The sequence below is a fragment of the Mesorhizobium argentiipisi (SeqCode) genome (genome assembly GCF_037179585.1).
Taxonomy (GTDB): domain Bacteria; phylum Pseudomonadota; class Alphaproteobacteria; order Rhizobiales; family Rhizobiaceae; genus Mesorhizobium; species Mesorhizobium argentiipisi.
The window spans coordinates 59,824-81,893 of record NZ_JAPYKO010000012.1 but is presented as its reverse complement, the minus strand read 5'-3'; the positions used below and the strand labels follow the sequence as shown (position 1 = coordinate 81,893).

General features: G+C 63.7%; 22 protein-coding genes and 1 pseudogene. 7 read left to right on the top strand and 16 right to left on the bottom strand.

Features of this window, described 5'->3' with window-relative positions; genetic code table 11:
- From O7A05_RS17995 to O7A05_RS17985, 3 genes and pseudogenes are all read left to right on the top strand, one after another.
- Complete coding sequence (locus tag O7A05_RS17995) at positions 1–822, top strand: MBL fold metallo-hydrolase (protein ID WP_337094346.1); 822 nt, start codon at positions 1–3, stop codon at positions 820–822.
- 54 nt (positions 823–876) lie between these two features.
- Positions 877–1,469 (top strand): annotated as a pseudogene (locus tag O7A05_RS17990) (DEAD/DEAH box helicase family protein).
- Between the two features lie 473 nt (positions 1,470–1,942).
- Positions 1,943–2,389: a class I SAM-dependent methyltransferase gene (locus tag O7A05_RS17985; protein WP_337094345.1), complete on the top strand. Its 447-nt coding sequence runs from the start codon at positions 1,943–1,945 to the stop codon at positions 2,387–2,389.
- Positions 2,390–2,476: 87 nt separating this feature from the next.
- On the opposite strand, the gene O7A05_RS17980 is transcribed toward O7A05_RS17985, so the two are convergent.
- The 5 genes from O7A05_RS17980 to O7A05_RS17960 form a co-directional block, all read right to left on the bottom strand.
- Entirely contained in the window at positions 2,477–2,623 is a 147-nt protein-coding gene (locus O7A05_RS17980) for a hypothetical protein (RefSeq protein ID WP_337094344.1), read from the bottom strand.
- A 266-nt stretch (positions 2,624–2,889) separates the two neighbouring features.
- A complete protein-coding gene (locus tag O7A05_RS17975; RefSeq protein WP_337094343.1) occupies positions 2,890–3,765 on the bottom strand; it encodes an aldose 1-epimerase family protein in 876 nt (291 codons plus the stop codon).
- A gap of 178 nt (positions 3,766–3,943) precedes the next feature.
- Positions 3,944–4,660, bottom strand: a complete 717-nt coding sequence (locus tag O7A05_RS17970) for a Bax inhibitor-1/YccA family protein (protein ID WP_224509965.1) — start codon at positions 4,658–4,660, stop codon at positions 3,944–3,946.
- 17 nt (positions 4,661–4,677) lie between these two features.
- Complete coding sequence (locus O7A05_RS17965) at positions 4,678–5,451, bottom strand: anti-sigma factor family protein (protein ID WP_337094342.1); 774 nt, start codon at positions 5,449–5,451, stop codon at positions 4,678–4,680.
- Positions 5,448–5,981: a sigma-70 family RNA polymerase sigma factor gene (locus tag O7A05_RS17960; RefSeq protein WP_415927024.1), complete on the bottom strand. Its 534-nt coding sequence runs from the start codon at positions 5,979–5,981 to the stop codon at positions 5,448–5,450. The genes O7A05_RS17965 and O7A05_RS17960 overlap by 4 nt, the downstream gene beginning before the upstream one ends.
- 133 nt (positions 5,982–6,114) lie before the next feature.
- Here O7A05_RS17960 and O7A05_RS17955 point away from each other — a divergent pair, with 133 nt between their 5' ends.
- Both O7A05_RS17955 and mazG read left to right on the top strand, forming a co-directional pair.
- Positions 6,115–7,299, top strand: coding sequence for an amino acid aminotransferase (locus O7A05_RS17955; protein ID WP_337094340.1), 1,185 nt, complete (start codon positions 6,115–6,117; stop codon positions 7,297–7,299).
- An 82-nt stretch (positions 7,300–7,381) separates the two neighbouring features.
- On the top strand, positions 7,382–8,206 hold the full coding sequence (gene mazG / locus O7A05_RS17950) for a nucleoside triphosphate pyrophosphohydrolase (protein WP_337094339.1): 825 nt from the start codon (positions 7,382–7,384) through the stop codon (positions 8,204–8,206).
- Between the two features lie 8 nt (positions 8,207–8,214).
- Here the strand turns inward: mazG and hflX are convergent, their stop codons facing one another.
- The 8 genes from hflX to dusB form a co-directional block, all read right to left on the bottom strand.
- Entirely contained in the window at positions 8,215–9,603 is a 1,389-nt protein-coding gene (gene hflX / locus O7A05_RS17945; RefSeq protein ID WP_337094338.1) for a GTPase HflX, read from the bottom strand.
- Positions 9,604–9,849 carry an RNA chaperone Hfq gene (gene hfq / locus O7A05_RS17940; protein WP_006202172.1) on the bottom strand — a complete coding sequence of 82 codons (246 nt, stop codon included), beginning with the start codon at positions 9,847–9,849 and terminating at the stop codon, positions 9,604–9,606. It abuts the gene before it with no gap.
- Positions 9,850–9,992: 143 nt separating this feature from the next.
- Positions 9,993–10,856 (bottom strand): D-amino-acid transaminase, encoded by an 864-nt coding sequence (locus tag O7A05_RS17935; protein ID WP_337094337.1) that lies wholly within the window; start codon positions 10,854–10,856, stop codon positions 9,993–9,995.
- Positions 10,857–11,011: 155 nt separating this feature from the next.
- On the bottom strand, positions 11,012–12,373 hold the full coding sequence (ntrX, locus tag O7A05_RS17930) for a nitrogen assimilation response regulator NtrX (protein ID WP_224582496.1): 1,362 nt from the start codon (positions 12,371–12,373) through the stop codon (positions 11,012–11,014).
- The gene (locus tag O7A05_RS17925; RefSeq protein WP_337094336.1) at positions 12,363–14,654 is read right to left on the bottom strand and encodes a sensor histidine kinase NtrY-like; all 2,292 of its coding nucleotides are present in this window, start codon (positions 14,652–14,654) and stop codon (positions 12,363–12,365) included. Before O7A05_RS17925 ends, ntrX begins: the two co-directional genes overlap by 11 nt.
- Positions 14,655–14,775: 121 nt before the next feature.
- Positions 14,776–16,236 carry a nitrogen regulation protein NR(I) gene (gene ntrC / locus O7A05_RS17920; protein ID WP_337094335.1) on the bottom strand — a complete coding sequence of 487 codons (1,461 nt, stop codon included), beginning with the start codon at positions 16,234–16,236 and terminating at the stop codon, positions 14,776–14,778.
- The gene (locus tag O7A05_RS17915) at positions 16,233–17,375 is read right to left on the bottom strand and encodes a two-component system sensor histidine kinase NtrB (protein ID WP_337094334.1); all 1,143 of its coding nucleotides are present in this window, start codon (positions 17,373–17,375) and stop codon (positions 16,233–16,235) included. The genes ntrC and O7A05_RS17915 overlap by 4 nt, the downstream gene beginning before the upstream one ends.
- Positions 17,372–18,400 (bottom strand): tRNA dihydrouridine synthase DusB, encoded by a 1,029-nt coding sequence (dusB, locus tag O7A05_RS17910; RefSeq protein WP_337094333.1) that lies wholly within the window; start codon positions 18,398–18,400, stop codon positions 17,372–17,374. Before dusB ends, O7A05_RS17915 begins: the two co-directional genes overlap by 4 nt.
- A gap of 140 nt (positions 18,401–18,540) precedes the next feature.
- On the opposite strand from dusB, the gene O7A05_RS17905 reads away from it, so the two are divergent.
- The gene (locus O7A05_RS17905; protein ID WP_337094332.1) at positions 18,541–19,770 is read left to right on the top strand and encodes a bifunctional 2-C-methyl-D-erythritol 4-phosphate cytidylyltransferase/2-C-methyl-D-erythritol 2,4-cyclodiphosphate synthase; all 1,230 of its coding nucleotides are present in this window, start codon (positions 18,541–18,543) and stop codon (positions 19,768–19,770) included.
- A complete protein-coding gene (locus tag O7A05_RS17900) occupies positions 19,767–20,255 on the top strand; it encodes a CinA family protein (RefSeq protein ID WP_337094331.1) in 489 nt (162 codons plus the stop codon). Before O7A05_RS17905 ends, O7A05_RS17900 begins: the two co-directional genes overlap by 4 nt.
- On the opposite strand, the gene O7A05_RS17895 is transcribed toward O7A05_RS17900, so the two are convergent.
- The 3 genes from O7A05_RS17895 to O7A05_RS17885 form a co-directional block, all read right to left on the bottom strand.
- Positions 20,252–20,707, bottom strand: a complete 456-nt coding sequence (locus O7A05_RS17895; protein ID WP_337094330.1) for a type II toxin-antitoxin system RatA family toxin — start codon at positions 20,705–20,707, stop codon at positions 20,252–20,254. The two genes, O7A05_RS17900 and O7A05_RS17895, sit on opposite strands and share 4 nt — an antisense overlap.
- 6 nt (positions 20,708–20,713) lie before the next feature.
- Positions 20,714–21,679, bottom strand: a complete 966-nt coding sequence (lipA, locus tag O7A05_RS17890) for a lipoyl synthase (protein ID WP_337094329.1) — start codon at positions 21,677–21,679, stop codon at positions 20,714–20,716.
- 128 nt (positions 21,680–21,807) lie between these two features.
- On the bottom strand, positions 21,808–22,065 hold the full coding sequence (locus O7A05_RS17885) for a GlsB/YeaQ/YmgE family stress response membrane protein (RefSeq protein WP_095765464.1): 258 nt from the start codon (positions 22,063–22,065) through the stop codon (positions 21,808–21,810).
- Between the last annotated feature and the right edge of the window lie 5 nt (positions 22,066–22,070).

Genomic DNA, 22,070 nt, shown 5'->3' with positions numbered 1-22,070 from the left:
ATGAGCGACCGGCTGCGCTTTACCATTCTTGGCTGCGGATCATCGCCCGGCACGCCGCGCATCACCGGCGATTGGGGCAATTGCGATCCCAAGAATCCGAAGAACCGGCGCATGCGCACGGCCGCCCTGGTCGAGCGGGTTGCCGCCAATGGCGCGCGCACCACAGTCGTCATCGACACCGGGCCGGATTTCCGCGAGCAAATGCTGCTAGCCTCTATCAAGCGCATCGACGCGGTCGTCTACACGCATCCGCATGCCGACCATATTCACGGCATCGACGATCTGCGCGGCTACGTGCTCGAGCAACGCCATCGCATCGACATCCATGCCGACGAGCCCACCATGCTGCGGCTGCGCCAGGCGTTCGGCTATTGCTTTGAGACGCCGGCCGGCAGCTCTTATCCGCCGATCGTCAAGTCGCATCTTATCGACCACGCCAAGCCGGTGGTGGTTGAAGGTGAGGGGGGCGCCCTCACCCTTGAGCCGCTGCCGCAGTTCCATGGCGACATCATCTCGCTGGGCTTCCGCGTCGGCGGGCTTGCCTACTGTCCGGATATCAGCGGCTTCCCGAACGCCACGGCCGAGCGCTTGCGCAGCCTCGACACGCTGATCATCGATGCGCTGCAGTACAACACCCATCCCAGCCATCTGTCGCTCGGCCAGGCGCTGGAATGGATCGAAAAGCTGGCGCCAAGGAACGCCGTGCTGACACATATGCATGTGCCGCTCGACTACGCCGTCGTGATGGCCGAGACGCCGAAGCACGTGGTGCCGGCCTATGACGGCATGGTGATCGAAATTCCTTACGAGTCAGAACGATAGCGACGCTTGCTCACTTCTGTGTTCATTCGTTCGGCCTGAACAGAGGGCTGGTCCGTGGTTCAGAATGTTTTTGTCTTGCTCCTCGGCTTTCCCGGTGTCGGCAAGCTGACAATTGCCCGAGAACTCGGCATGGCGCGTCCAGCCCGAGTGATCGACAATCACTGGATCAACAATCCGATATTGGGATTGCTGGCCGACGACGGGCGCAGCAAGTTGCCTGAAGCTGTCTGAGAGCAGACAACAAAGGTCCGCCAGGCAGTCTTGGACACGATAGAACCCTTTGTCCGCACGCTGCCAACTTCATCTTCACGAATGCGGGCACCCAGGAGGACGCGAGAAGCTTGGCATCTTATGAGCAGATGAAAGATGCGTCGGATCGGCGGCACGCTGTGTTCGTGCCTGTGCGCTTGCTTTGCGATGAGAATGAGCTGGTTCGTCGCGTTACATCGCCCAGTCGACGTGACCGCCTCAAATCGGTCGATCTGGAAGCCGCGCGCCAGCGCAGCCGTATGGCGACCGTCCTTGATCCCAAGCACCCGAACAGCCTGACGATCGAGGTGACAGCGATTAGCGCCGAGGAGGCAGCCAAGACGATCCACGAACACCTCAAAGGCCTCATCGATGCCGTCGATGCCGGCGGTCTCTGAAATGGCGCTTCCTGCAGATAGGTTAGTTCCATAATCTATCTTATGCGACTTTCTGATATGGCAACGGAGATGCCGAGAGCGCGATGTCACACAGCCCTGCTCGCCAGCCGCACGGAGCTGTTGCGCATCCGCCCACTATCTGCAGCACAGGCAGCCTCGCGCCCTGATGCTGTGGGGTCGGCATGACGCGTTCTTCGACCTGGCAGCGACGCTGTCATGGATGCAGGCCTGCCGAGGATGGAAGCACACATTCTCGACGGGCCTCATTTCCTGCTGGAAACGCACCCGGGCCAAGCCGCGTCATTGATGGTCGACTTTCTCGAACAGCAATAGAAAGTCCTTGAATCTGGCCGGCCCGAACGCGGCCGACGCCTGGGCTACATTGTCCGGCATTCTGGCCGCTGCGCTGTCAGCCGTTTCCGCTCGGCGCTGTCTCGCTTGCCCGGCGTAGACCAGATTGGATAATTTATTTCATGGCTGCCGGAATCTCAGATCGGATATCCGCCTTCGTCGAAGCGCTTCCATTGAAGCCGGGACTTCGCGTCCTGGAGATCGGATGCGGTCCCGGCGTTGCCACTCGCGATGTCGCTCGCCGCATCGGCGACGGCTTCATTTTGGCCATCGACCGTTCGGAGAAGGCAATCCGATTGGCGCGGGCGGGATCGGCCGATGAGATAGCTTGGGGCTGCCTCGATTTCAGGCATGCAGCAATCGAAGACTTCGCATTGAATGCTGACGAGGCTCTTTTTGACATCGCCTTTGCCATGCGGGTCGGCGCGCTCGACGGGCGTTACCCCGAGGCCAACCGTGCGGCCTTGACGCGGATCAAGGCGGCGCTGAAGCCGTATGGCAGGCTTTTCATCGACGGCGGCGATCCGTTGAAAGAGATCGACTTGGTTCGTGGCTTGCCGTCCTATTGACGGCGTGTCGGCACTCACGGCCGCCCTCTTCTTGTCAACTGATCGGCGCCATTGTCCGGTAGACCGGCTAAGATGCGATCGGGTGGTCTAGAAAAAGCTGTTCAGAAACGCCGCCGTCGCGTCCGAAATGCCGACGATCTTGTCGGTCGCCTGACGGTAGAATTTGAAATTGAGCTCGGTCTCCAGCCTCCCGTCCTGCCAGTCCTTGAAACGCTTGAGCTCATCGCGGCCCAAACGCCTCGTCGGAGGGCGGTGCGGCGGACGGCAGCGGCGACGCGCGGCGTCTGCCGTTCGAGATCCGGACGTCTGGGGGTGGCCTCGGAGGACGTGACGACGCCACTCGCGATCAGCCCCTGCCCGCCTTCGTTCTCGCTGGCCAACAGGAAGATGACGTCGCCCTCGGCGATGCGCTTGCCGCCATACATGGTTTTCTGGGCAGCGAAGACGAAGGTTTCGGCTTGAGGATCGCTGATCTCGGTCTTGATGGCGTATGCCATGGCCTACGGTTCCCGGCTGAGGCCGATCCGGTAACTCAGCACGCGCCGGCTGGCCGGTTCGATCAGCATGATGCCCGGCTTGTCGGCGAATTCGCCGTCGAAATCGATGGGACTGGCGATGCCGTGCCAGGGCTCGATGCACAGGAAGGGCGCGCCGCCAGGCTTGGACCAGATGCCCAGCTCATTGAATCCCTGCCAAGACATGTCGATCGCCGGCCCGCGCCCGGCGGCGTAGCGCACGCTCTTGCTCACCGGCTTGTCGAGGATGACGGCGTCGTCGTCGAACAGGCTTTCGGAGAGCGCGAGCGTCCTGTCCTCGATGGGCGTCGGCTGCGGCGCCGGCAACAGCAGGCCGTCCTTCAGGCGGCGGATCGGCGCCGGCTCGTTGTCGGCGAAGGTCAGCCGATAGGCTTCCTTCGGCAGTTCCGACAACAGCGGCCAGTTGAACGCCGGATGCGCGCCGATCGAGGCCGGCAGCGGTTGCTTGCCGGTGTTGGCGATCTCAAAGGTCACGCCGAGTTGCCGGGGTTTCAGCTCGTAGCCGATGGCGAGACGAAAGGCGAAGGGATAATGCGTCCGGGTCTCGGGGTCATCCGTCAGAACCAATGTGCAAGCAGTCGGCCGCTGCTCCGCCCAGGCAAAGCGCCGGTCGCGGGCAAAGCCATGCTGCGTCATCGGATAGATTTGGCCGCGGTGCCGCAACTGGTCGCCTTTGAGCCGTCCGACGATCGGGAACAGGACCGGCGAATGACGCCGCCAGGCGGGGCCTGCCTGCCACAGAAGCTCGGTGCCGTCGCCATCGCGCAGCGAGACCAGTTCGGCCCCCTGCCCGACGATGGTCGCCGAAATACCGTCAGCGTGAAGCGTCAACTGGTCCATTGCGTCCTCGCGGCTGGCTGGTTTGGCGGCTAGGCTAGCAAAAGGCCGCGCGTGAACTCAAGCGCGGCAGGCAGATCGCCCTTGGTCGTGGACGCCTTGGTGCGCAGTCGACAAAAAACGGCCGGAGGTTTCCCTCCGGCCGTGCCGAGGTCAGCAATGATACCTGCTACGGTCCTGCTTATTCTCGCTCGCCGGTGAAATTCAGGAGCAGCTGGAAGATGTTGATGAAATTCAGATAGAGCGAGAAGGCGCCGAAGACGGCCAGCTTCTGCTGCGATTCCGCATCGAAGTTCTCCGCATACTGCTCCTTGATCGTCTGCGTGTCCCAGGCGGTGAGGCCGATGAAGACGGCAATGCCGATCACCGAGATGGCGAATTGCAGCGCGGTCGAACCGAGGAACAGGTTGACCAGGCTGGCGATCACCACGCCGATCAGGCCCATGATCAGGAAGGACGAGAACTGCGTCAGGTCGCGCCTGGTCGTGTAGCCGTAAAGGCTGGTGGCGCCGAACATCGTGGCGGCGATGAAGAAGGTGCGCGCGATGCTGGTCGAGGTGAAGACCAGGAACACCGAGGCGAGCGACAGGCCCATGACCGCGCAGAAGGCCCAGAACATCGCCTGTGCGCTCGCGGCCGACATGGTCTGCATCTTGAACGAGAAGATCATGACGAAGGCGAGCGGCGCCAGCATCACCACCCATTTCAGCGGGCTGGAGAAGATCGGCACATAAAGCGCCGGCGTCGAGGCCACGAAGAAGGCGACGAGGCCGGTTACGACGAGGCCGAGGCCCATATAGTTGTAGACGCGCAGCATGTGCTTGCGCAGGCCCTCGTCATAGACGGCTCCGGCCTGGACGCCGGTGCCCATTCGGTATCCCAGATTGGGGCTGTTCATTTGGTTCTCCTTGGTTCTCAGTAGAGTGTTCTGGCTAGTTTCTCGGCGGCACGGTCGAGATTGCCGGCGTCGCCGCGTCCGACCACCGCATAGGCAACCTCGCCGATCTGGAAATACGCGGTTGAGATGTCGTCGGCTGGCGCAACCGTCGGCTTAACGACATCGAATGTTCCCGGCCTGATGGCGAACAGCGAGACAAGACCGAGGTCCCTGGTCTCGACCGCCACCTCGACACTCGGGCCGAATTGCGAGGGATAGACCTGGACGTCGCGGATCTTCCAGTCGTCGGGCAGCGACGGCATGACGATTGCCGTGGCGGCACGGATCTCGTCGGCATTGTAGCCCGGCGCTTCCTGCTGCGACGGCATCGTCTCGCGCACCAAGGTCGTCCGGTGTGCCCTGATGGCATCCTCGACATAGGCCGGCGGCTGCGTCGAGGCGACCACCTTGGTGACGGCGATCGGCCCGAAAATACCGTTAGCCAGCCAGCCTGCCGCCACCAGAACGGCCGCGGCCGCCGCCCGCTGCAGCACGGCAAGCATACGTCCCCTGGCAAGCGCCCTTTCCAGCCGCCGCGCCGCTTCGGTCGTGGCCGGACGCGCCCTGCCGACCGGTCCGGCAAGCGCGACGCGCAGTTCGTCGCGGGTCCTCAGATCCGACATCACGCGCGCCGCCACTTCCGGGCGCGCGGCGAGGTGCGCCTCGACCTCGATACGGCGGGCGACATCCAGCTGGTCGTCGACATAGGCGTCGAGATCGGCATCGGTTACGGGGTCGACAACGATGGTCATTGATCGTCTCCCACGATCCTGAGATGAGGCCTGGTTTTCGGCGCGGCGCCCTCCTCCATCTCGCGCAGCGCGGCACGCGCGCGGCCGATGCGCGACATCAGCGTTCCGAGCGGCACGCCGATGACTTCGGCGGCCTGCTGATAGGAAAGCCCTTCGATGGCGACGAGATGGAGCGCAGAGCGCTGTTCCTCCGGCAGCGAAAGAAACGCTTCCCGGACCTGCGACAGGCGCACCGAATGGTCCTGCGAGGCCGGCACGCTCTGGTCGGCGGCAAGGCCGGCCTGTTCGATGCGCGCCGCCTCGGAGCGGCGCGAGCGCATGCGGTCGATGAAGATGTTGTGCACGATCGCAAGCAGCCAGGCGCGCAGATTGCCGCCCGAGCGAAAGGTCGCGCGCCGCTCATAGGCGCGCACCAGCGCATCATGGACGAGATCCTCGGCCTCAGTGCTGTCGCGCGTCAGCGAGCGCGCATAGCGCCGCAGCGACCCCAACTGCCCGACGATATCGAAGCGTGCCATCGACCGTTTCATGCCCTGTTTACGGAGCATGTAGGGATTTTAATCCCCTGCCCGGCATTTCTTTTCGCGTCGCCGGCACAGCGGAAACCGCTGGCGCGGCGGGATCGATTTGCGTATCACTCCGCCGCCATTGGAATCCTTTTCGATGTTCGAGACCCTGCAGCCCGCGCCCGCCGACAAGATCCTTGCCCTGATCGGCCTTTATCGCAACGACCCACGGCCCGGCAAAGTCGACCTCGGTGTCGGCGTCTACAAGGACATCGACGGCAGGACGCCGGTGATGCGCGCCGTGCGCGAGGCCGAGAAGCGGCTGCTGGCGAGCCAGGACACCAAGACCTATCTCGGCCTTGCCGGCGATACGACCTTCAATACGGCCATGATCAAGCTCGCCTTTGGCGAGAAGGCCGACCATTCGCGCATCCGCGCGGCGCAGGCGCCGGGCGGCTCCGGCGCGCTCAGGCTGGTGGCAGAGCTTCTGCAGCGCACGCGCCCCGGCGCGACGGTTTGGCTGTCCGACCCGACCTGGCCGAACCATCTGCCGGTGATGCGCGCCGCTGGTTTGCAGGTTCGCGACTATCCCTATTTCGATGCCGCATCGGGCGCAGTCCGCTTCGACGAGATGCTGGCGGCGCTAAAAGTTGCCAACAGCGGCGATGTCGTGCTGCTGCATGGCTGCTGCCACAACCCGACCGGCGCCAACCTCGATATCGCGCAGTGGGCCAAGGTCGCCGATGTCCTGCTGGATCGCGGGCTTCTGCCTTTCGTCGACATCGCCTATCAGGGCTTTGGCGAGGGCCTCGACGCCGATGCCGCCGGCCTGCGGCTGCTGGCCGGCAAGGTGCCGGAAATGGTCGTCGCTTCGAGCTGCTCGAAGAATTTCGCCGTCTATCGCGATCGCGTGGGCGCGGCGATGATCATGGCCAAGGACGGCGCCCAGGCGGATGTGGCGTTGAGCCAGATGCTGGCGGCGGCGCGTGCGCTTTATTCGATGCCGCCGGATCACGGCGCGGCGGCGGTGCGCATGGTGCTCGAAGACGCCGGCCTGAAAAAGGACTGGGAGACGGAGCTCGAGGAGATGCGGCTGCGCATGCTCAGGCTGCGCGTCGCTTTCGCCGACGCGTTGCGCCGGCAGTCCAACTCCGACCGCTTCGATTTCGTCGCCAGCCATCGCGGCATGTTTTCGAGGCTTGGGCTGACCGAGGCGCAGGTCGAACGCCTGCGCACCGACCATGCCGTCTATATGGTCGGCGACAGCCGCATCAACGTGGCCGGCCTGCCGGAGGACGGCATGGACGATCTCGCCAAGGCGATCGTCTCGGTGCTCGACTGAGAGCCCGCGCAGCTGTGGACAATGGGCTTTTGCCGACCGGCGGCATTGGTCGCCCACCACGCTCCGCGCTAGGGTTTGCAGGATGAAACCCTCGAAAGACATTGCACGGCTGATCGAGATCATGGCGGCGCTGCGGGCGCCGAAGACCGGCTGCCCTTGGGATATCGAGCAGAATTTCTCGACCATCGCGCCCTACACGATCGAGGAGGCCTATGAAGTGGCCGATGCGATCGCGCGCGGCGACTTGGACGATCTGCGCGAGGAGCTGGGCGACCTGCTGCTGCAGGTCGTCTACCATGCGCAGATGGCTGAGGAGATCGGCGAGTTCGCTTTCGGCGATGTCGTCGAAGCCATCACCACCAAGATGATCCGCCGCCATCCCCATGTCTTTGGCGACGAGAAGGCGCGCAGCGCCGGCATGGCCAAGGGCATGTGGGAGAAGATCAAGGCGGTCGAAAAGGCCGAGAAGCGCGACGCGCGCATCGCGCGCGGGCTCGATCCGGAAGATCACGGCAAGGGCTATCTCGACAGCGTTCCGGTCGCGCTCCCTGCCCTGACGCGCGCCCTGAAGCTGCAGGAAAAGGCTGCCCGTGTCGGCTTCGACTGGAGCGAAGCGGCACCCATCCTCGACAAAATAGAGGAAGAGATCGGCGAATTGCGCGAAGCGCTCGCCACCGGTGACGCGGCTCCAATCAAGGACGAATTCGGGGACATGTTGTTTGCCGTCGTCAATCTCGGCCGCCACCTCAAGCTCGATTCGGAAGCGGCGCTCAGCGGCACCAACGAAAAGTTCCGCTCGCGCTTCCACTATGTCGAGCAGGCGTTGGCGGCTTCGGGCGGTTCGCTGGAGAAGGCAACGCTCGACGAGATGGAAGCGCTCTGGCAGCAGGCCAAAGACACAAAATAATCAGCCGGTTAGCTACGGCTCTTGCGGTGCAGGCGGTTCTCTATCTCCTGCCGGGCGCTGTGCGTGGCCGTCAGCGAAAGGGTGACGCTGCCGTCTTCATTGTCGGCGCGCGAAACGACATCGCCATTGCGGTAGAGCCAGTCGACCTGGCCGAGCTGGGCCGGGCTCAACGTCACCGTCATCGTTTCCAGCTCGCCCGACACGCGCGCCTCGATGAGCGCTTTCAGTGTGTCTAATCCCTCGCCGGTCACCGCGGATATGGCGATCGGTGGAGACTTGCCGCTTGCCCCTTCGGCAAGCAGCCGCTCGCGATTGCTTTCGTCGAGCAGGTCGATCTTGTTCCAGACCTCGATCACGCGGTTCGCGTCTGCGGCATCGACGCCGAGATCGCCGAGGATGCGTTCGACGTCTTCAGCCTGGGCCGCCGTATCGGGATCGGAGATGTCGCGCAGATGCAGCACTAGATCGGCTTCGACGACCTCTTCCAGCGTTGCCCGGAAGGCCGCGACCAGATGCGTTGGCAGGTCGGAGATGAAGCCAACCGTGTCCGACAGGATGACCGGCGTGCCGTGCGGCAGCCGCAAGCGACGCAACGTCGGATCAAGCGTTGCGAACAGCATGTCCTCGGCCAGCACCCCTGCCCCGGTCAGCCGGTTGAACAGCGTCGACTTGCCGGCATTGGTGTAGCCGACGATCGCCACCACCGGAAACGGCACCTTCTTGCGCTTGGCACGGTGCAGGTCGCGCGTGCGCCGCACCGTTTCCAGCTCGTGCTTCAGCTTGGTGATCTTGTCCTGCAGGATGCGACGGTCGGATTCGATCTGGGTTTCGCCGGGGCCGCCGAGGAAACCCGCGCCGCCGCGTTGCCGCTCGAGGTGGGTCCAGCTTCGCACCAGCCGGCCCTTCTGGTAGTTGAGATGCGCAAGCTCGACCTGCAGCGTGCCTTCCTTGGTGCGCGCCCGCTCGCCGAAGATCTCGAGGATGAGCCCGGTGCGATCGAGCACCTTGGCGTTCAGTTCCTTTTCGAGATTGCGCTGCTGCACCGGCGTCAACGGATGATCGACGATGACCAGCTCCGCCTTGCGTTCCTTCACGATATCCGCGAACTCGGCAACCTTGCCGCTGCCGAGCAGCGTGGCCGGCCGCGGATCGGCAACCGTCACCACCGCGGTGTGAACCGGGTTGAGATCGATGGCGCTGGCAAGCCCGACCGCTTCGTCGTGGCGTGCATCCGCCGAGCGGCTCAGGCGCGGACGGCTCGATTCGTCGTCGCCGCGCAGCTGGCGGGTAAGCACAGGCACAATAACGACGGCTCGGGTCGGATCCTTGGCTTCCGGCCCGAGTTGATGTCCTTGTTTTCCGCGAACGCTGCGGTCCGCGTCTTTCTCACGTGCCAATCAGGCGCCCTGGCTTTCCTCGCCATCGAACATCTGAACCGGCTGGCTCGGCATGATCGTGGAAATGGCGTGCTTGTAGACGAGCTGGGAGTGCCCATCACGCCGCAACAACACACAAAAATTGTCGAACGAAGTGACGACTCCGGTCAGCTTCACGCCGTTGATGAGGAAGATGGTAAGTGGATTTTTGCTCTTGCGAACTGAATTCAGGAACAGGTCCTGAAGGTTTTGCGATCGTTCCGCCATTTTTCTTGTCTTTCGCCGATCCCCTTCGGTTTACGAGCCAATGCGCCAAATTACGCGGCACCTGTCAAGCGCGCAAACCCCCTCTTGCCGACACAATGGCAAGCAGAATGAGATAGTTGAGGTTACTTCCAGTTGTGCGGTTATCAGGCTGGACTTTTTTCCGCAACGTCAAAAAAGGCCTGCCGCAACGAAAGTGTCATAGAACCGGGATGGCCATTTGCGATCGGCGTGCCGTCGATTTCGACCACCGGCATGGCAATAGTCGTCGCCGAACTGATGAACGCCTCCCTGGCTGCCTTGGCTTCGGCGACCGAAAAGCCGCGCTCCTCGATCTTGAGGCCGAGCTTGGCGGCGACATCGAAAAGCGTCGTGCGGGTAATGCCGCGCAGGATGCCGTGCTCGGCCGGCCGGGTCACCAGCACGCCGTCGCGGGTGACGATCCAGGCGTTTGACGAGCCGCCTTCCTTGACGTTGCCGTCGGTGTCGACGAACCAGGCCTCCTGGGCGCCCGCTTCCCTGGCCTTCTGCTTGGCGAGCACATTGGGCAAGAGGCCTGTGCTCTTGATGTCGACGCGGTCCCAGCGGTTCTCCGGAACGGTGATGACCTTGATGCCGCTCTCCACCCGCTTTGCACTCGCGGCCGGATCGGCTTTCCTGGCGGTTATGACCAGGGAAGACTTCGTGCCTGCCGGCGGAAAGACGAATTCGCGGCTGGCGACGCCGCGCGTCACCTGCAAATAGACCAGGCCGTTGACCACTCCGTTGCGATTGACCACCTCGCGCAGCAGCATCGGCAGCACCCCTTCCGAGACGGGCCAGGCGATCGACAGTTCTTTCAGCGAGCGCTTGAGCCGGGCAAGATGGCGCGGCATGTCGACGATATGGCCGTGCGCCACTTCGCAGACCTCATAGACGCCGTCCGCGAACTGGTAGCCGCGGTCCTCGATATGGACGCTGGCTTGGGCATGGACGACATAACGCCCGTTGACATATGCAATGCGCGGCATGGGTATCCTCAGGGAAACATCCGGCTTTCTTAGGTGATTCCGCCCCTGGCCGTAATGAACAATCGCGTGGGCCACGCCCGGTTCTAAGCAATGCCGGACGGAGGGCTACGGCGATCCCGCCGAGCCTAAGCGCTGCACACTTTTCCTGGAATTGCTTAGACGCCGAGCGACTTCAGCTTGCGATGCAAGGCGGACCGTTCCATGCCGATGAATTCGGCCGTCTTCGAGATGTTGCCGCCGAAGCGGTTGATCTGGGCGATCAGATAGTCCTTCTCGAACTGCTCGCGTGCCTCGCGCAGCGGCAGCGCCATGATGTGCTGGTCCGACTGGTTGGGCGTGCGTGGCATGACGTCGCCTATCTCGGAGGGCAGAAGGTCGGCGGTGATCGGTGCATCGGGATTGTCCCCTCGCGCCAGGATCATCAGTCGTTCGACATTGTTGCGCAGCTGGCGAACATTGCCCGGCCAGTTATGCGCCTGCAGCACGGCCAGCGCATCATCGCCGATGCGGCGCGGCTTGATGCCGGCCTGGCGCGCGATCTGCTTCATGAAATTGTCGACGAGGTAGGGGATGTCCTCGCGCCGCTCGGCGAGCCCCGGCACCATGACCGGAACCACCGCCAGGCGATGGTAAAGGTCCTCCCGGAAACGGCCGTCGGCGATCATCGCCTCCAGGTTTTGCGAGGTTGAAGAGATGATGCGGACATCGACTTTGACGCGCTTGGTGCCGCCTACCCGCTCGAACTGCTGCTCAACCAGCACGCGCAGGATCTTGTTTTGCGTCTCACGCGGCATATCGGCGACTTCGTCGATGTAGAGGATGCCGCGATGCGCCTCTTCCAGCGCGCCGACCTTGCGCTCGGTACCGTTCGATTCGGTGCCGAACAGCTCGATCTCCATGCGTTCAGGCGTGATGGTGGCCGCGCTCAGCGTGACGAACGGACCGGTCTTGCGCGACGACAGCGCGTGGATGGCGCGCGCCGTCAGTTCCTTGCCGGAGCCGGAAGGGCCGACGATCATGACGCGGCTGTTGGTGGGCGCGACGCGCTCGATGGTCTGCCGCAGCTGGCTCATGGCCGACGACATGCCAATCAGGTCGAAGGTCTCGCCGCTGCGCTGCTTGAGGTCGGAAACCTCACGCCTCAGCTTGGATGTCTCCAGGGCGCGCTCGGCGATCAAGATGAGGCGATCGGCCTTGAATGGTTTCTCGATGAAGTCGTAGGCGCCGCGCCGGATGGCCGACACCGCCGTTTCGATGTTGCCGTGGCCGGAGATCATCACCACCGGCATGCTCGGATGCATGGTCTTGATCTCGTCGAGCAGCGCCAGGCCGTCGAGGCGGGAGCCCTGCAGCCAGATGTCGAGGAAAATCAGCCGCGGCGCGCGATCGGCGATCGCCGCAAGTGCGCTGTCGGCATCGTGTGCCGTGCGGGTTTCATGGCCCTCGTCGCTCAGTATACCGGCGACAAGTTCGCGGATGTCTTCCTCGTCATCGACGATGAGAATGTCAGACGCCATTATCGACCTTTTCAGTTTCTCGTTCGTGTTCGTTTCGGCCTTCACCGCGTGGCGGCGCGGCTACGACCGTTGCCGGCGGTAGGATGATCGAGATCATCGCACCCCGGCCGTCATGGAAATCCGGTGGCGCGTCGTGCAATTCGAGACGGCCGCCATGGTCCTCCACGATCTTCTTGACGATAGCGAGGCCAAGTCCGGTGCCCTTTTCGCGCGTCGTCATATAGGGCTCGAGAAGCCTTTGGCGATTCTCGCGCGGCAGCCCCTTGCCGTTGTCGATAACGTCGATTCGTATGGCGCCATCTTGGCGTCCTGCCTGAATCCGGATTGTGCCGTCCGAACGGCCTTTCGCATCAAGTCCGTCGATGGCCTCGGCCGCGTTCTTGATGAGGTTGCCGAAGGCCTGAGCCATCAAGCGGCTGTCGAAAGTGCCTTTCAACGGCTCGCTGCCGAAGTCGCGTTCGAAGGCGATGTCGGAGCGGCTGACCTCGACCAGGAAGGACGCTTCCCGCAACGACTCACGAAGGTCTATCGCCTTCATCTCCGGCTTCGGCATGCGGGCGAAGGCCGAGAACTCGTCGACCATGCGACCAATGTCCTCAACCTGGCGGATGATGGTATCGGTGCACTGATCGAAAACCTCGCGGTCCTCGGTGATGACCTTGCCGTAGCGGCGCCTGATGCGCTCGGCCGAAAGCTGGATCGGCGTCAGCGGGTTCTTGATCTCATGCGCGATGCGCCGCGCCACATCCGCCCAGGCCGACGAACGCTGCGCCTGGACGAGATCTGTGATGTCGTCGACGGTGACCACATAGGATTTCTCCTCCTCGCCGTCGTCGCCGGACTCGACGGTAACCTGGACATTGAAGGTGCGCTCCAGGCCGGTGCGGAAGAAGGTCACCTGCTCGCGATAGACCGGCTTGCCGGACTGCCGCCCGATCTCGAAGACACGGCCGACAAGCGGCAGGACCGCCGAAAGATTCTGGCCGAGCGTCGCATTTGCCGAAATGGTCAGCATGGTCTCGGCCGAGCGATTGACGATTGTGATGGTGCCGTAGGGGTCGACGCCGATGACGCCGGCGGTGACGCCGGCGAGCACCGCCTCGGAGAAACGCCGGCGCTCGTCGATCAGATCCTTGGCCGAGAGCAGCTCGTTGCGTTGCGATTTGAGCTCCAGGATCATGTTGTTGAAGGTCTCGCCGAGCGAAGCGACGTCGCCATCGGACTGGCGCACGGGAACGGCAACATCGAGATTGCCGGTCGCCACCTCATCGGCCGCGCCGATCAGTTGGCGGATCGGCCGCACGATCCGGTCGGCGACCGCAATGCCGGTCCAGATCGCCGAAAGCGTGATGATCAGCGTGAGCGATAGATAAGGCAACGCAAAGGCGACCTGCGAGGTCCGGCGATTGTCTTCCAGGTTGCGGTATTCGTCGGTGTTGCCCCTGACGATCTGGCGCGCCTTGATCACGTCGGGATCGACCAGCCGTATCGTATAGAGGTAAAGCCCTTCGATCTCGCGCAGTTTGATGATGGCGCCCATGATGTTGCGGGTGCGCGGCTCTATCAGCACCGGCTTGCCGCCGGCCGCGGTGTCGACAGCGCCCGTGGGCGGCTCCGGCATGGGGAAATCGGCATCGGTCTTTGCATTCATGACGAACGAGCCGTCAGGCTTGATCAGGGCCGCATGCGCCAATCCGCGGCCCACGGCTTCCTTGTTCAACAGATCGAGGAACCCGCCCTTGTCCAGACCATAAAGCGTGCGCGAGGCCTCGAGATCGTATGCCATGGACAATGTCGTGCCCTGGAGATTCCGCGCGTTCTCCTGCACATAGGCATCGGCAATCGACAGCGACGAGTTGACGATCGCCTTGGTGCGTATCTCGAACCAGCGGTCTAGGCCGATGTCGAGCGTGATCGAGGCGATGATCGCCACCATGATGGCGGGAATGGCGGCAACCAGTGCGAACATGGCGACGATGCGCACATGCAGCCGCGAGGCAGCCCTGCCGTGGCGCCGTGCCAGGACGATGCGACGCACCTCGCGGGCGATCAAGGCGATCAGGAACAGGACAAACACGGCATTGGCCGCGATCAGGGCCCAGGTCGCGTGGGCGGTCGGCGCGATCGGCGTTGCGCCGACCAGGATGGCAAACGAGATGGCCGCCGTGATTATCGCGCCGGCAATAGCGACCACGCCGGGCAACGCCAGCAACCGTCGCCCGTCACGCGTGCCGGTCTGGTTGAAAAGCGATTGGTTCAGGGTCGGAGCCTCAGCTGCCATGTGGCGGTACACAGTCGGTCATTGCGTCGGATGTATGCAACGCATTGTGGCGATTATGCAACAAGTGTGGCCGGGAAGATAATCTTTCCCAGACAAAATTCACCGAAGGGCTGAGGTGACGCTACGGCTGCCTGGCCGACTTGTAGACGCTGACGCCAAGCTCGCGGATCTTCTTGCGGAGCGTGTTGCGGTTGAGCCCCAGAAGCTCCGCCGCCTTGATCTGGTTGCCGCGCGTCGCCGTCATCGAAGCAAGCACCAGCGGATACTCGACCTCGGCAAGAATGCGCTGATAGAGCCCGGCCGGCGGCAATTCGCCGGCGAAGGAGGCGAAATAACGCTGCAGGAAATGCTCGACCGCCTGGCCGATCGACAGATCGTCGGGGATGAGCGCGCCGCCGTCCGGCACGACCGGCCTTTCGCCGGTCTTGAGCTCGGACTCGATGATCTCCGACGAAATTTCGTCCTGCGAGTAGAGGGCGGCCAGCCGGCGCACCAGGTTTTCCAGCTCGCGCACATTACCCGGCCAGGGATAGCGCTTCATGAGCTCGATGCCGCCGGACGATATGCGCTTGGTCTGCAGGCCCTCGCTGGCGCCCTGCTTGAAAAAATGCCGCACCAGGTCGGGAATGTCCTCGGAACGCTCGCGCAGCGCCGGCAGCCTGAGCGGCACGACATTGAGACGGTAGAACAGGTCCTCGCGGAACAGGCCCTGGTTGATCAGCGTGCGCAGGTCCTTGTTGGTGGCCGCGACGATGCGCACATCGGTCTTGATCGGCGTGCGGCCGCCGACCGTGGTGTATTCGCCCTGCTGCAGCACACGCAGCAGCCGCGTCTGCGCCTCCATCGGCATGTCGCCGATCTCGTCGAGGAACAGCGTGCCGCCCTCGGCCTGCTCGAAACGGCCGCTGGAGCGGTTCTGGGCGCCGGTGAAGGCGCCCTTCTCGTGACCAAAGAGCTCCGATTCGATGAGGTCGCGCGGAATCGCCGCCATGTTGATGGCCACGAACGGGCCGCCGCGGCGGCGGCCATATTCATGCAGCGCGCGCGCCACCAGCTCCTTGCCGGTGCCGGACTCGCCGCTGATCATGACCGTGAGGTCGGTCTGCATCATGCGCGCCAGCATGCGGTAGATATCCTGCATGGCAGCGGAGCGGCCGACCAGCGGCATCGTCTCCGGCTGGTCTTCCGCGCGGGCATCGAGCTTCGGCCGCTTCGGCTCGGCCAGCGCCCGGTTGACGATGTTGAGCAGCTCCGTCAAGTCGAACGGCTTCGGCAGGTATTCGTAGGCGCCGGTCTCAGAGGCGCGGATGGCGGTCATGAAGGTGTTCTGGGCGCTCATGACGATGACCGGCAGCTCGGGCCGCGCCTTCTTGATGCGCGGCAGCATGTCGAAGGCGTTTTCGTCGGGCATCACCACGTCGGTGATGACCAGATCGCCCTCGCCCGCCGCGACCCAGCGCCACAGCGTCGAGGCATTCGACGTCACCCGCACCTCGTGGCCGACGCGTGACAGCGCCTGGTTGAGCACGGTGCGGATCGCCGCATCGTCGTCGGCGACCAGAATATTGCCGCGAGCGCTCATGTGCGGTCTCCTTCAGCTTCGTCGCCCGAGCCCTGCGAAATCTCTTTCCAGGCCGGCAGCAGGATGCGGAACGTCGTCCCGCGCGGCGTCGAATCGCATTCGATGATGCCGCCATGCTCGCCGACGATCTTGGCGACCAGCGCCAGCCCGAGGCCGGAGCCGTTCGGTTTTGTGGTGATGAACGGATCGAACAGGATCGGCAGGATGTCCTCGGAAACACCGGGACCGTTGTCACGCACGCAGAATTCCAGCGGCAGCGAGACTCGGTCCTGCGTGCCGGGCACGGAGACGCGAATGCCGGGCCGGAAGGCCGTCGACAGCACGATCTCGCCCTGCGGGTCGGCGCCGATCGCCTCCGCGGCGTTCTTGACCAGATTGAGGAAGACCTGGATCAGCTGATCGCGGTTGGCGAAGACCGGAGGCAATGATGGATCATATTCCTCCAAAATCTTGATCCGCCTTGCAAAACCGTTCTTCGCGATCGCCTTCACATGATCGAGCACGACGTGGATGTTGACCGGATAGCGCTCGATCGGCCGCTCGTCGGAAAACACTTCCATGCGGTCGACCAGCGAGACGATACGGTCGGTTTCGTCGGTGATCAGGCGGGTCAGCGCGCGATCCTCATCGGAAGCGGAAAGCTCCAGCAACTGGGCAGCGCCGCGGATGCCGGAGAGCGGGTTCTTGATCTCATGGGCGAGCATCGCGGCAAGACCGGTGACGGAGCGCGCGGCACCGCGATGCGTCATCTGGCGGTCGATCTTGTCGGCCATCGACCGTTCCTGGAACATGACGACGACAGAGCCCGGAAATTCCGGCACAGGCGCGACATAGAGATCGACCATCTTCTCGATGCCAAGGCGCGGCGAGGACACGTCAACGCGGTATTCGTTGACCGGCGCGCGGCGCTCGCGCACCTGGTCGACCAGCGTCAGCAACGGGCTGCCGAAGGGCACCAGCTTGGCGAGCGTGTTGCGGGCAAGCATATTCGCGCTAGAGCGGAAGAAGTCCTCGGCATCGGCGTTGGCGAAAGTGATGAAGCCGTCGGGATCGACCATGATCACCGGGCGGCGGATGGTGTTGAGTACGATATTGGCGGCATCCGCCATATCGGCCTGCCGGGGAACATCGGCCTTCATGCGGCGCTCCGCAACCTGATCGATGGCAGGCTGTCGGCAAACACGCTGCGCAAGCCTGCAATGACCTCCCCCGGCTCGAAGGACGTGAGAATAGCTTTGCGCTGCTCGGCTGAAACATCGGGAGCATGGCGGTCGAGATACCAGCCGAGGTGCTTGCGCGCCTGGCGCAGCCCGCTTTCGGCGCCGTAGAGCGAGAGCATATCCTCGTAATGCGACACGACATAGTCGGCGAGCGCCTGCGGCGTTTGCGGAGTGCCTTGAGCGGGTGCACCAGTTGCGGCGGCCGCGATGTTGCCCGCGACCCAGGGGGCGCCATAATGCGCGCGGCCGATCATCACTGCGTCGGCGCCGGACTGTTCGAGGATTGTCGCCGCCTCTTCCGGCGAGCCGACATCGCCATTGGCCACCACCGGGATCGAGACGGCTTGCTTGACTCGCGCGATGGCGCGCCAGTCTGCCTTACCCTGATAGAATTGGCAGCGGGTGCGGCCGTGCACGGTCACCATCCTGACGCCGGCCTGTTCGGCGCAGCGCGCCAGCATCGGCGCGTTGAGCGCGCTTTCATCCCAGCCGAGCCGCATCTTGACCGTCACCGGCACCGAAACGGCTGCGACCACGGCCTCGATCAGCGACAGGGCATGGTCGAGGTCGCGCATCAGCGCCGAGCCGGCATAGCCGCCGGTCACCTTCTTCGCCGGGCAGCCCATGTTGATGTCGATGATATCGGCACCCTCGCCCGCCGCGATTCGCGCGCCCTCGCCCATATGGATCGCCTCGCGGCCGGCCAGCTGCACCATATGCACCGGCAGGCCGGAATGGCGGATGCGCAGGTCGCAGCCGGCCCGGCCCTTGGCCAACTCGCCGCTCGCCACCATCTCGGACACGACCAGCCCCGCGCCATGCGCATAGGCACGCTGCCGGAACGGCTCGTCGGTGATGCCGGACATCGGCGCCAGGAAAATCCTATTGCGGATTTTTATCCCGCCGACATCAAGTGGCGATGCCAATGTGGTCAGTTCAGCCATGCACAAAAACCAAGCATGTTCGATCGTTGCACATTCTCTAGCCAGAAGTGTGGCATTGTGCAACGCGCAATGACGTCACATTAAGGCGCATTTTGGAAAATGCTGGCCTTCGGCCATCACCCCGACTAGGACCGATCGGAATGAGCGAGGCAAGCGAAAAGCAAGCGGCCGCCCCAAGCGGCGGGATCGGGGTGGTGATCGTTGCCGCCGGCCGCGGCGCGCGCGCCGGACAGGCCGACGGTCCGAAGCAATATCAGCGCATCGGCGGCCGTGCCGTCATCGCCCATACGTTGGACATCTTCCTCTCCCATCCGATGATCGGTCCCGTGGTCGTGGCCATTCATGCCGACGACGCCGAACTCTTCCAACGCGCGGCCGAAGCGCATGGCGATCGCCTTGTCGCCGTTATCGGCGGCCCTTCGCGCCAGGCGTCCGTCCGGCTCGGCCTCCTGGCGCTGAGGGACAAGGCGCCGTCAAAAGTGCTGGTGCATGATGCCGTACGCCCGTTCGTCGACGCCGGGCTGATCGACCGCACCATCGAAGCCATCGGCGAGCGCCAGGGCGCGCTGCCGGCACTGCCCGTCGCCGACACGCTGAAGCGGGAATCGGCGACTGGCATGATCGACGAGACGGTATCTAGGGCCGGCCTTCATGCGGCGCAAACGCCGCAGGGTTTTCCATTCTGGCCGCTGCTCGCCGCGCATGAAAAGGCGCATCGGTTGGGCAAAACCGAGTTCACCGACGACGCTGCGATCGCCGAATGGGCACAGATACCGGTCAAGATCGTTCCCGGATCGCCGGACAACGTCAAACTCACCTGGGCAAGGGACATCGCATTGGCCGACCAGCGGCTTTCGAGCGCGCAGCAGCGCTTCCCGGATATTCGCACCGGCAATGGCTACGACGTGCACGCGTTCGAGCCCGGCGACCATGTAACGCTCTGCGGCGTCGCCATTCCCTATGGGCGAAAACTCTCCGGCCATTCGGACGCCGATGTCGGGCTTCACGCGCTCACGGACGCGCTGCTCGCCACCTGCGGCGCCGGCGATATCGGCACGCATTTCCCACCGTCCGATCCGCAATGGAAGGGTGCTGCCTCGAAGATCTTCGTCGAGCACGCGGCGAAGCTGGTGCGCGAGCGAGGCGGCCGCATCGCCAATGCCGACATCACGCTGATCTGCGAGGCGCCGCGCGTCGGGCCGCATCGCGCGGCTATGACGGAGGCGCTCTCCGCCATGCTCGGCATTGCGCCCGAGCGCATTTCGATCAAGGCCACGACCAACGAGAAGCTCGGGTTTGTCGGGCGCGGCGAAGGCATCGCCGCGATCGCCACGGCCAGCGTCGTCTATCCGGGAGACGTGCCGGCATGAGCAACGCCGAACTCGCAAATGCCCTGCTCCAGGCTTGCCAGCAGCGCGGCATCATGCTGGCGACGGCCGAAAGCTGCACCGGCGGCCTGATCATAGCCGCGCTCACCGACATTGCCGGATCCTCCGCCGTGGTCGATCGCGGCTTCATCACCTATTCCAACAAAGCCAAGATGGAGATGCTCGGCGTTTCCGCGGCCACGCTCGATGCGCATGGCGCGGTCTCGCGCGAGACGGTGCTGGAGATGGCCGCAGGCGCGCTGACGCATTCGCAAGCGAGCCTGTCGCTCGCCGTCACCGGCATTGCCGGCCCCAGCGGCGGCTCGGCCGACAAGCCGGTCGGTCTTGTCTGGTTCGCTATTGCATTGGCCGGGCAGCCGGTTGTCGCGGAGCGGCAATTGTTCGGCCACAAGGGTCGCGAATTCATCCGGCATGAGACGGTGCGGCACGCGCTGCAACTCGGGTTGCGGGCGCTGGGCGAGCGTTAGGCGGGCTTTACACCGTAAATCACGTTTGCCCGTTTCTCGAAGGCTTCCGAGAACATGCGGAAGGCATGGTCGAACATCGTGCCCATCACGGCGCCGAGTATGCGGCTCTTGAATTCGTAGTCGATGAAGAAATGCACCTCGCAGCCGCTGGTCGCGGGGTCGAAGCGCCAGATATTGCTGAGATATTTGAACGGGCCGTCTATGTATTTGACGTCGATCGCTTTCTCGTCGGGCTTCAGCAGCACCTGGGTCGTGAAGGTCTCGCGGATCGCCTTGTAGCCGATGCTCATGTCGGCAACCAGGATGGTGCGGCCGTCACGCTCCTTACGCGAGCGCACGGTGAGCGATTCACAGAGCGGAAGGAATTGCGGGTAAGCCTCGATATCCGCCACCAGCGCGAACATCTCGTCGGGTGTATGCGCGACGCGGCGTGTCGCCTCGAATTTCGGCATTGAAGGTCAGCTGGCCTTCGCGAGCTGCGCCTCGCGCGCCGCGCGCAGCCTGGCGAAATCCTCGCCGGCATGGTGCGAGGAGCGAGTCAGCGGGCTCGACGCCATCAGCAGGAAACCCTTCGTCTTGCCGATCGCCTCATAGGACTTGAACTCGTCCGGCGGGATGAAGCGGATCACCGGATGGTGCTTCTTGGAAGGCTGCAGATACTGGCCGATGGTCATGAAGTCGACATTGGCCGAACGCAGATCGTCCATCAACTGCAGCACCTCGTTCCGCTCCTCGCCGAGGCCGACCATGATGCCGGATTTGGTGAAGATCGACGGGTCGAGTTCCTTGACCCGCTGCAAAAGCCGGATCGAGTGGAAATAACGCGCGCCGGGGCGAACCGTCAGGTAATTCGACGGCACGGTTTCGAGATTGTGGTTGAAGACGTCGGGCTTGGCCGCAACCACGATCTCAAGCGCGCCATCCTTGCGCAGGAAGTCGGGCGTCAGGATCTCGATCGTCGTCAAAGGCGTTGCCTTGCGGATGGCGCGGATGACTTCGGCGAAATGCTGCGCGCCGCCGTCGTCAAGATCGTCGCGGTCGACGGATGTGATGACAACATGGCTCAACGCCATCTGCTCGACGGCATGCGCCACGCGCGCCGGCTCATCCGGATCGAGCGCAGTCGGGATGCCGGTCGCGACATTGCAGAAGGCGCAGGCGCGCGTGCAGATCTCGCCCATGATCATGAAGGTGGCGTGCTTCTTGTCCCAGCACTCGCCGATATTCGGGCAGCCGGCTTCCTCGCACACCGTCACCAGCTTGTGCGACTTCACGATCTCGCGCGTTTCGGCATAGCCCTTCGAAACCGGCGCCTTGACGCGGATCCAGTCGGGCTTGCGCAGCACCTCCTGGTCGGGCCGGTGCGCCTTTTCGGGATGCCGCGGGCGCGGCCGGTTGGCGATCGTGTCTACGACTGTGACCATCTCAAACCCTTCGCGGCCGCGATTTCGCCAGCCGCTTGTCTTGCGTCATCTAGGACTTTTCGAGACAAAGAAAAAGGCCGCGGCAGCGCATGCCGCCACGGCCATTTTCGCATAACGTTGGCTTCGGGTCAGCGACGCACGAGCCGTCCGACGAAGATCAGCAGGCAAGCGCCGATGAAGCCGGTGATCAGGTAGGCGACCCAGCCGACGCCGAACGACTGGATGTTGAGAGCCTGCAGGATCGCGTTCAGCACTATCGCGCCGACGATCCCCATGATGATGTTCATGAAGATGCCGGTGTTGCTCTTCATGACCATCTCGGCCAGCCAGCCAGCCAAGCCGCCGACGATGATGGCTGCGATCCAGCCGACGCCATTCATATGCATATGCC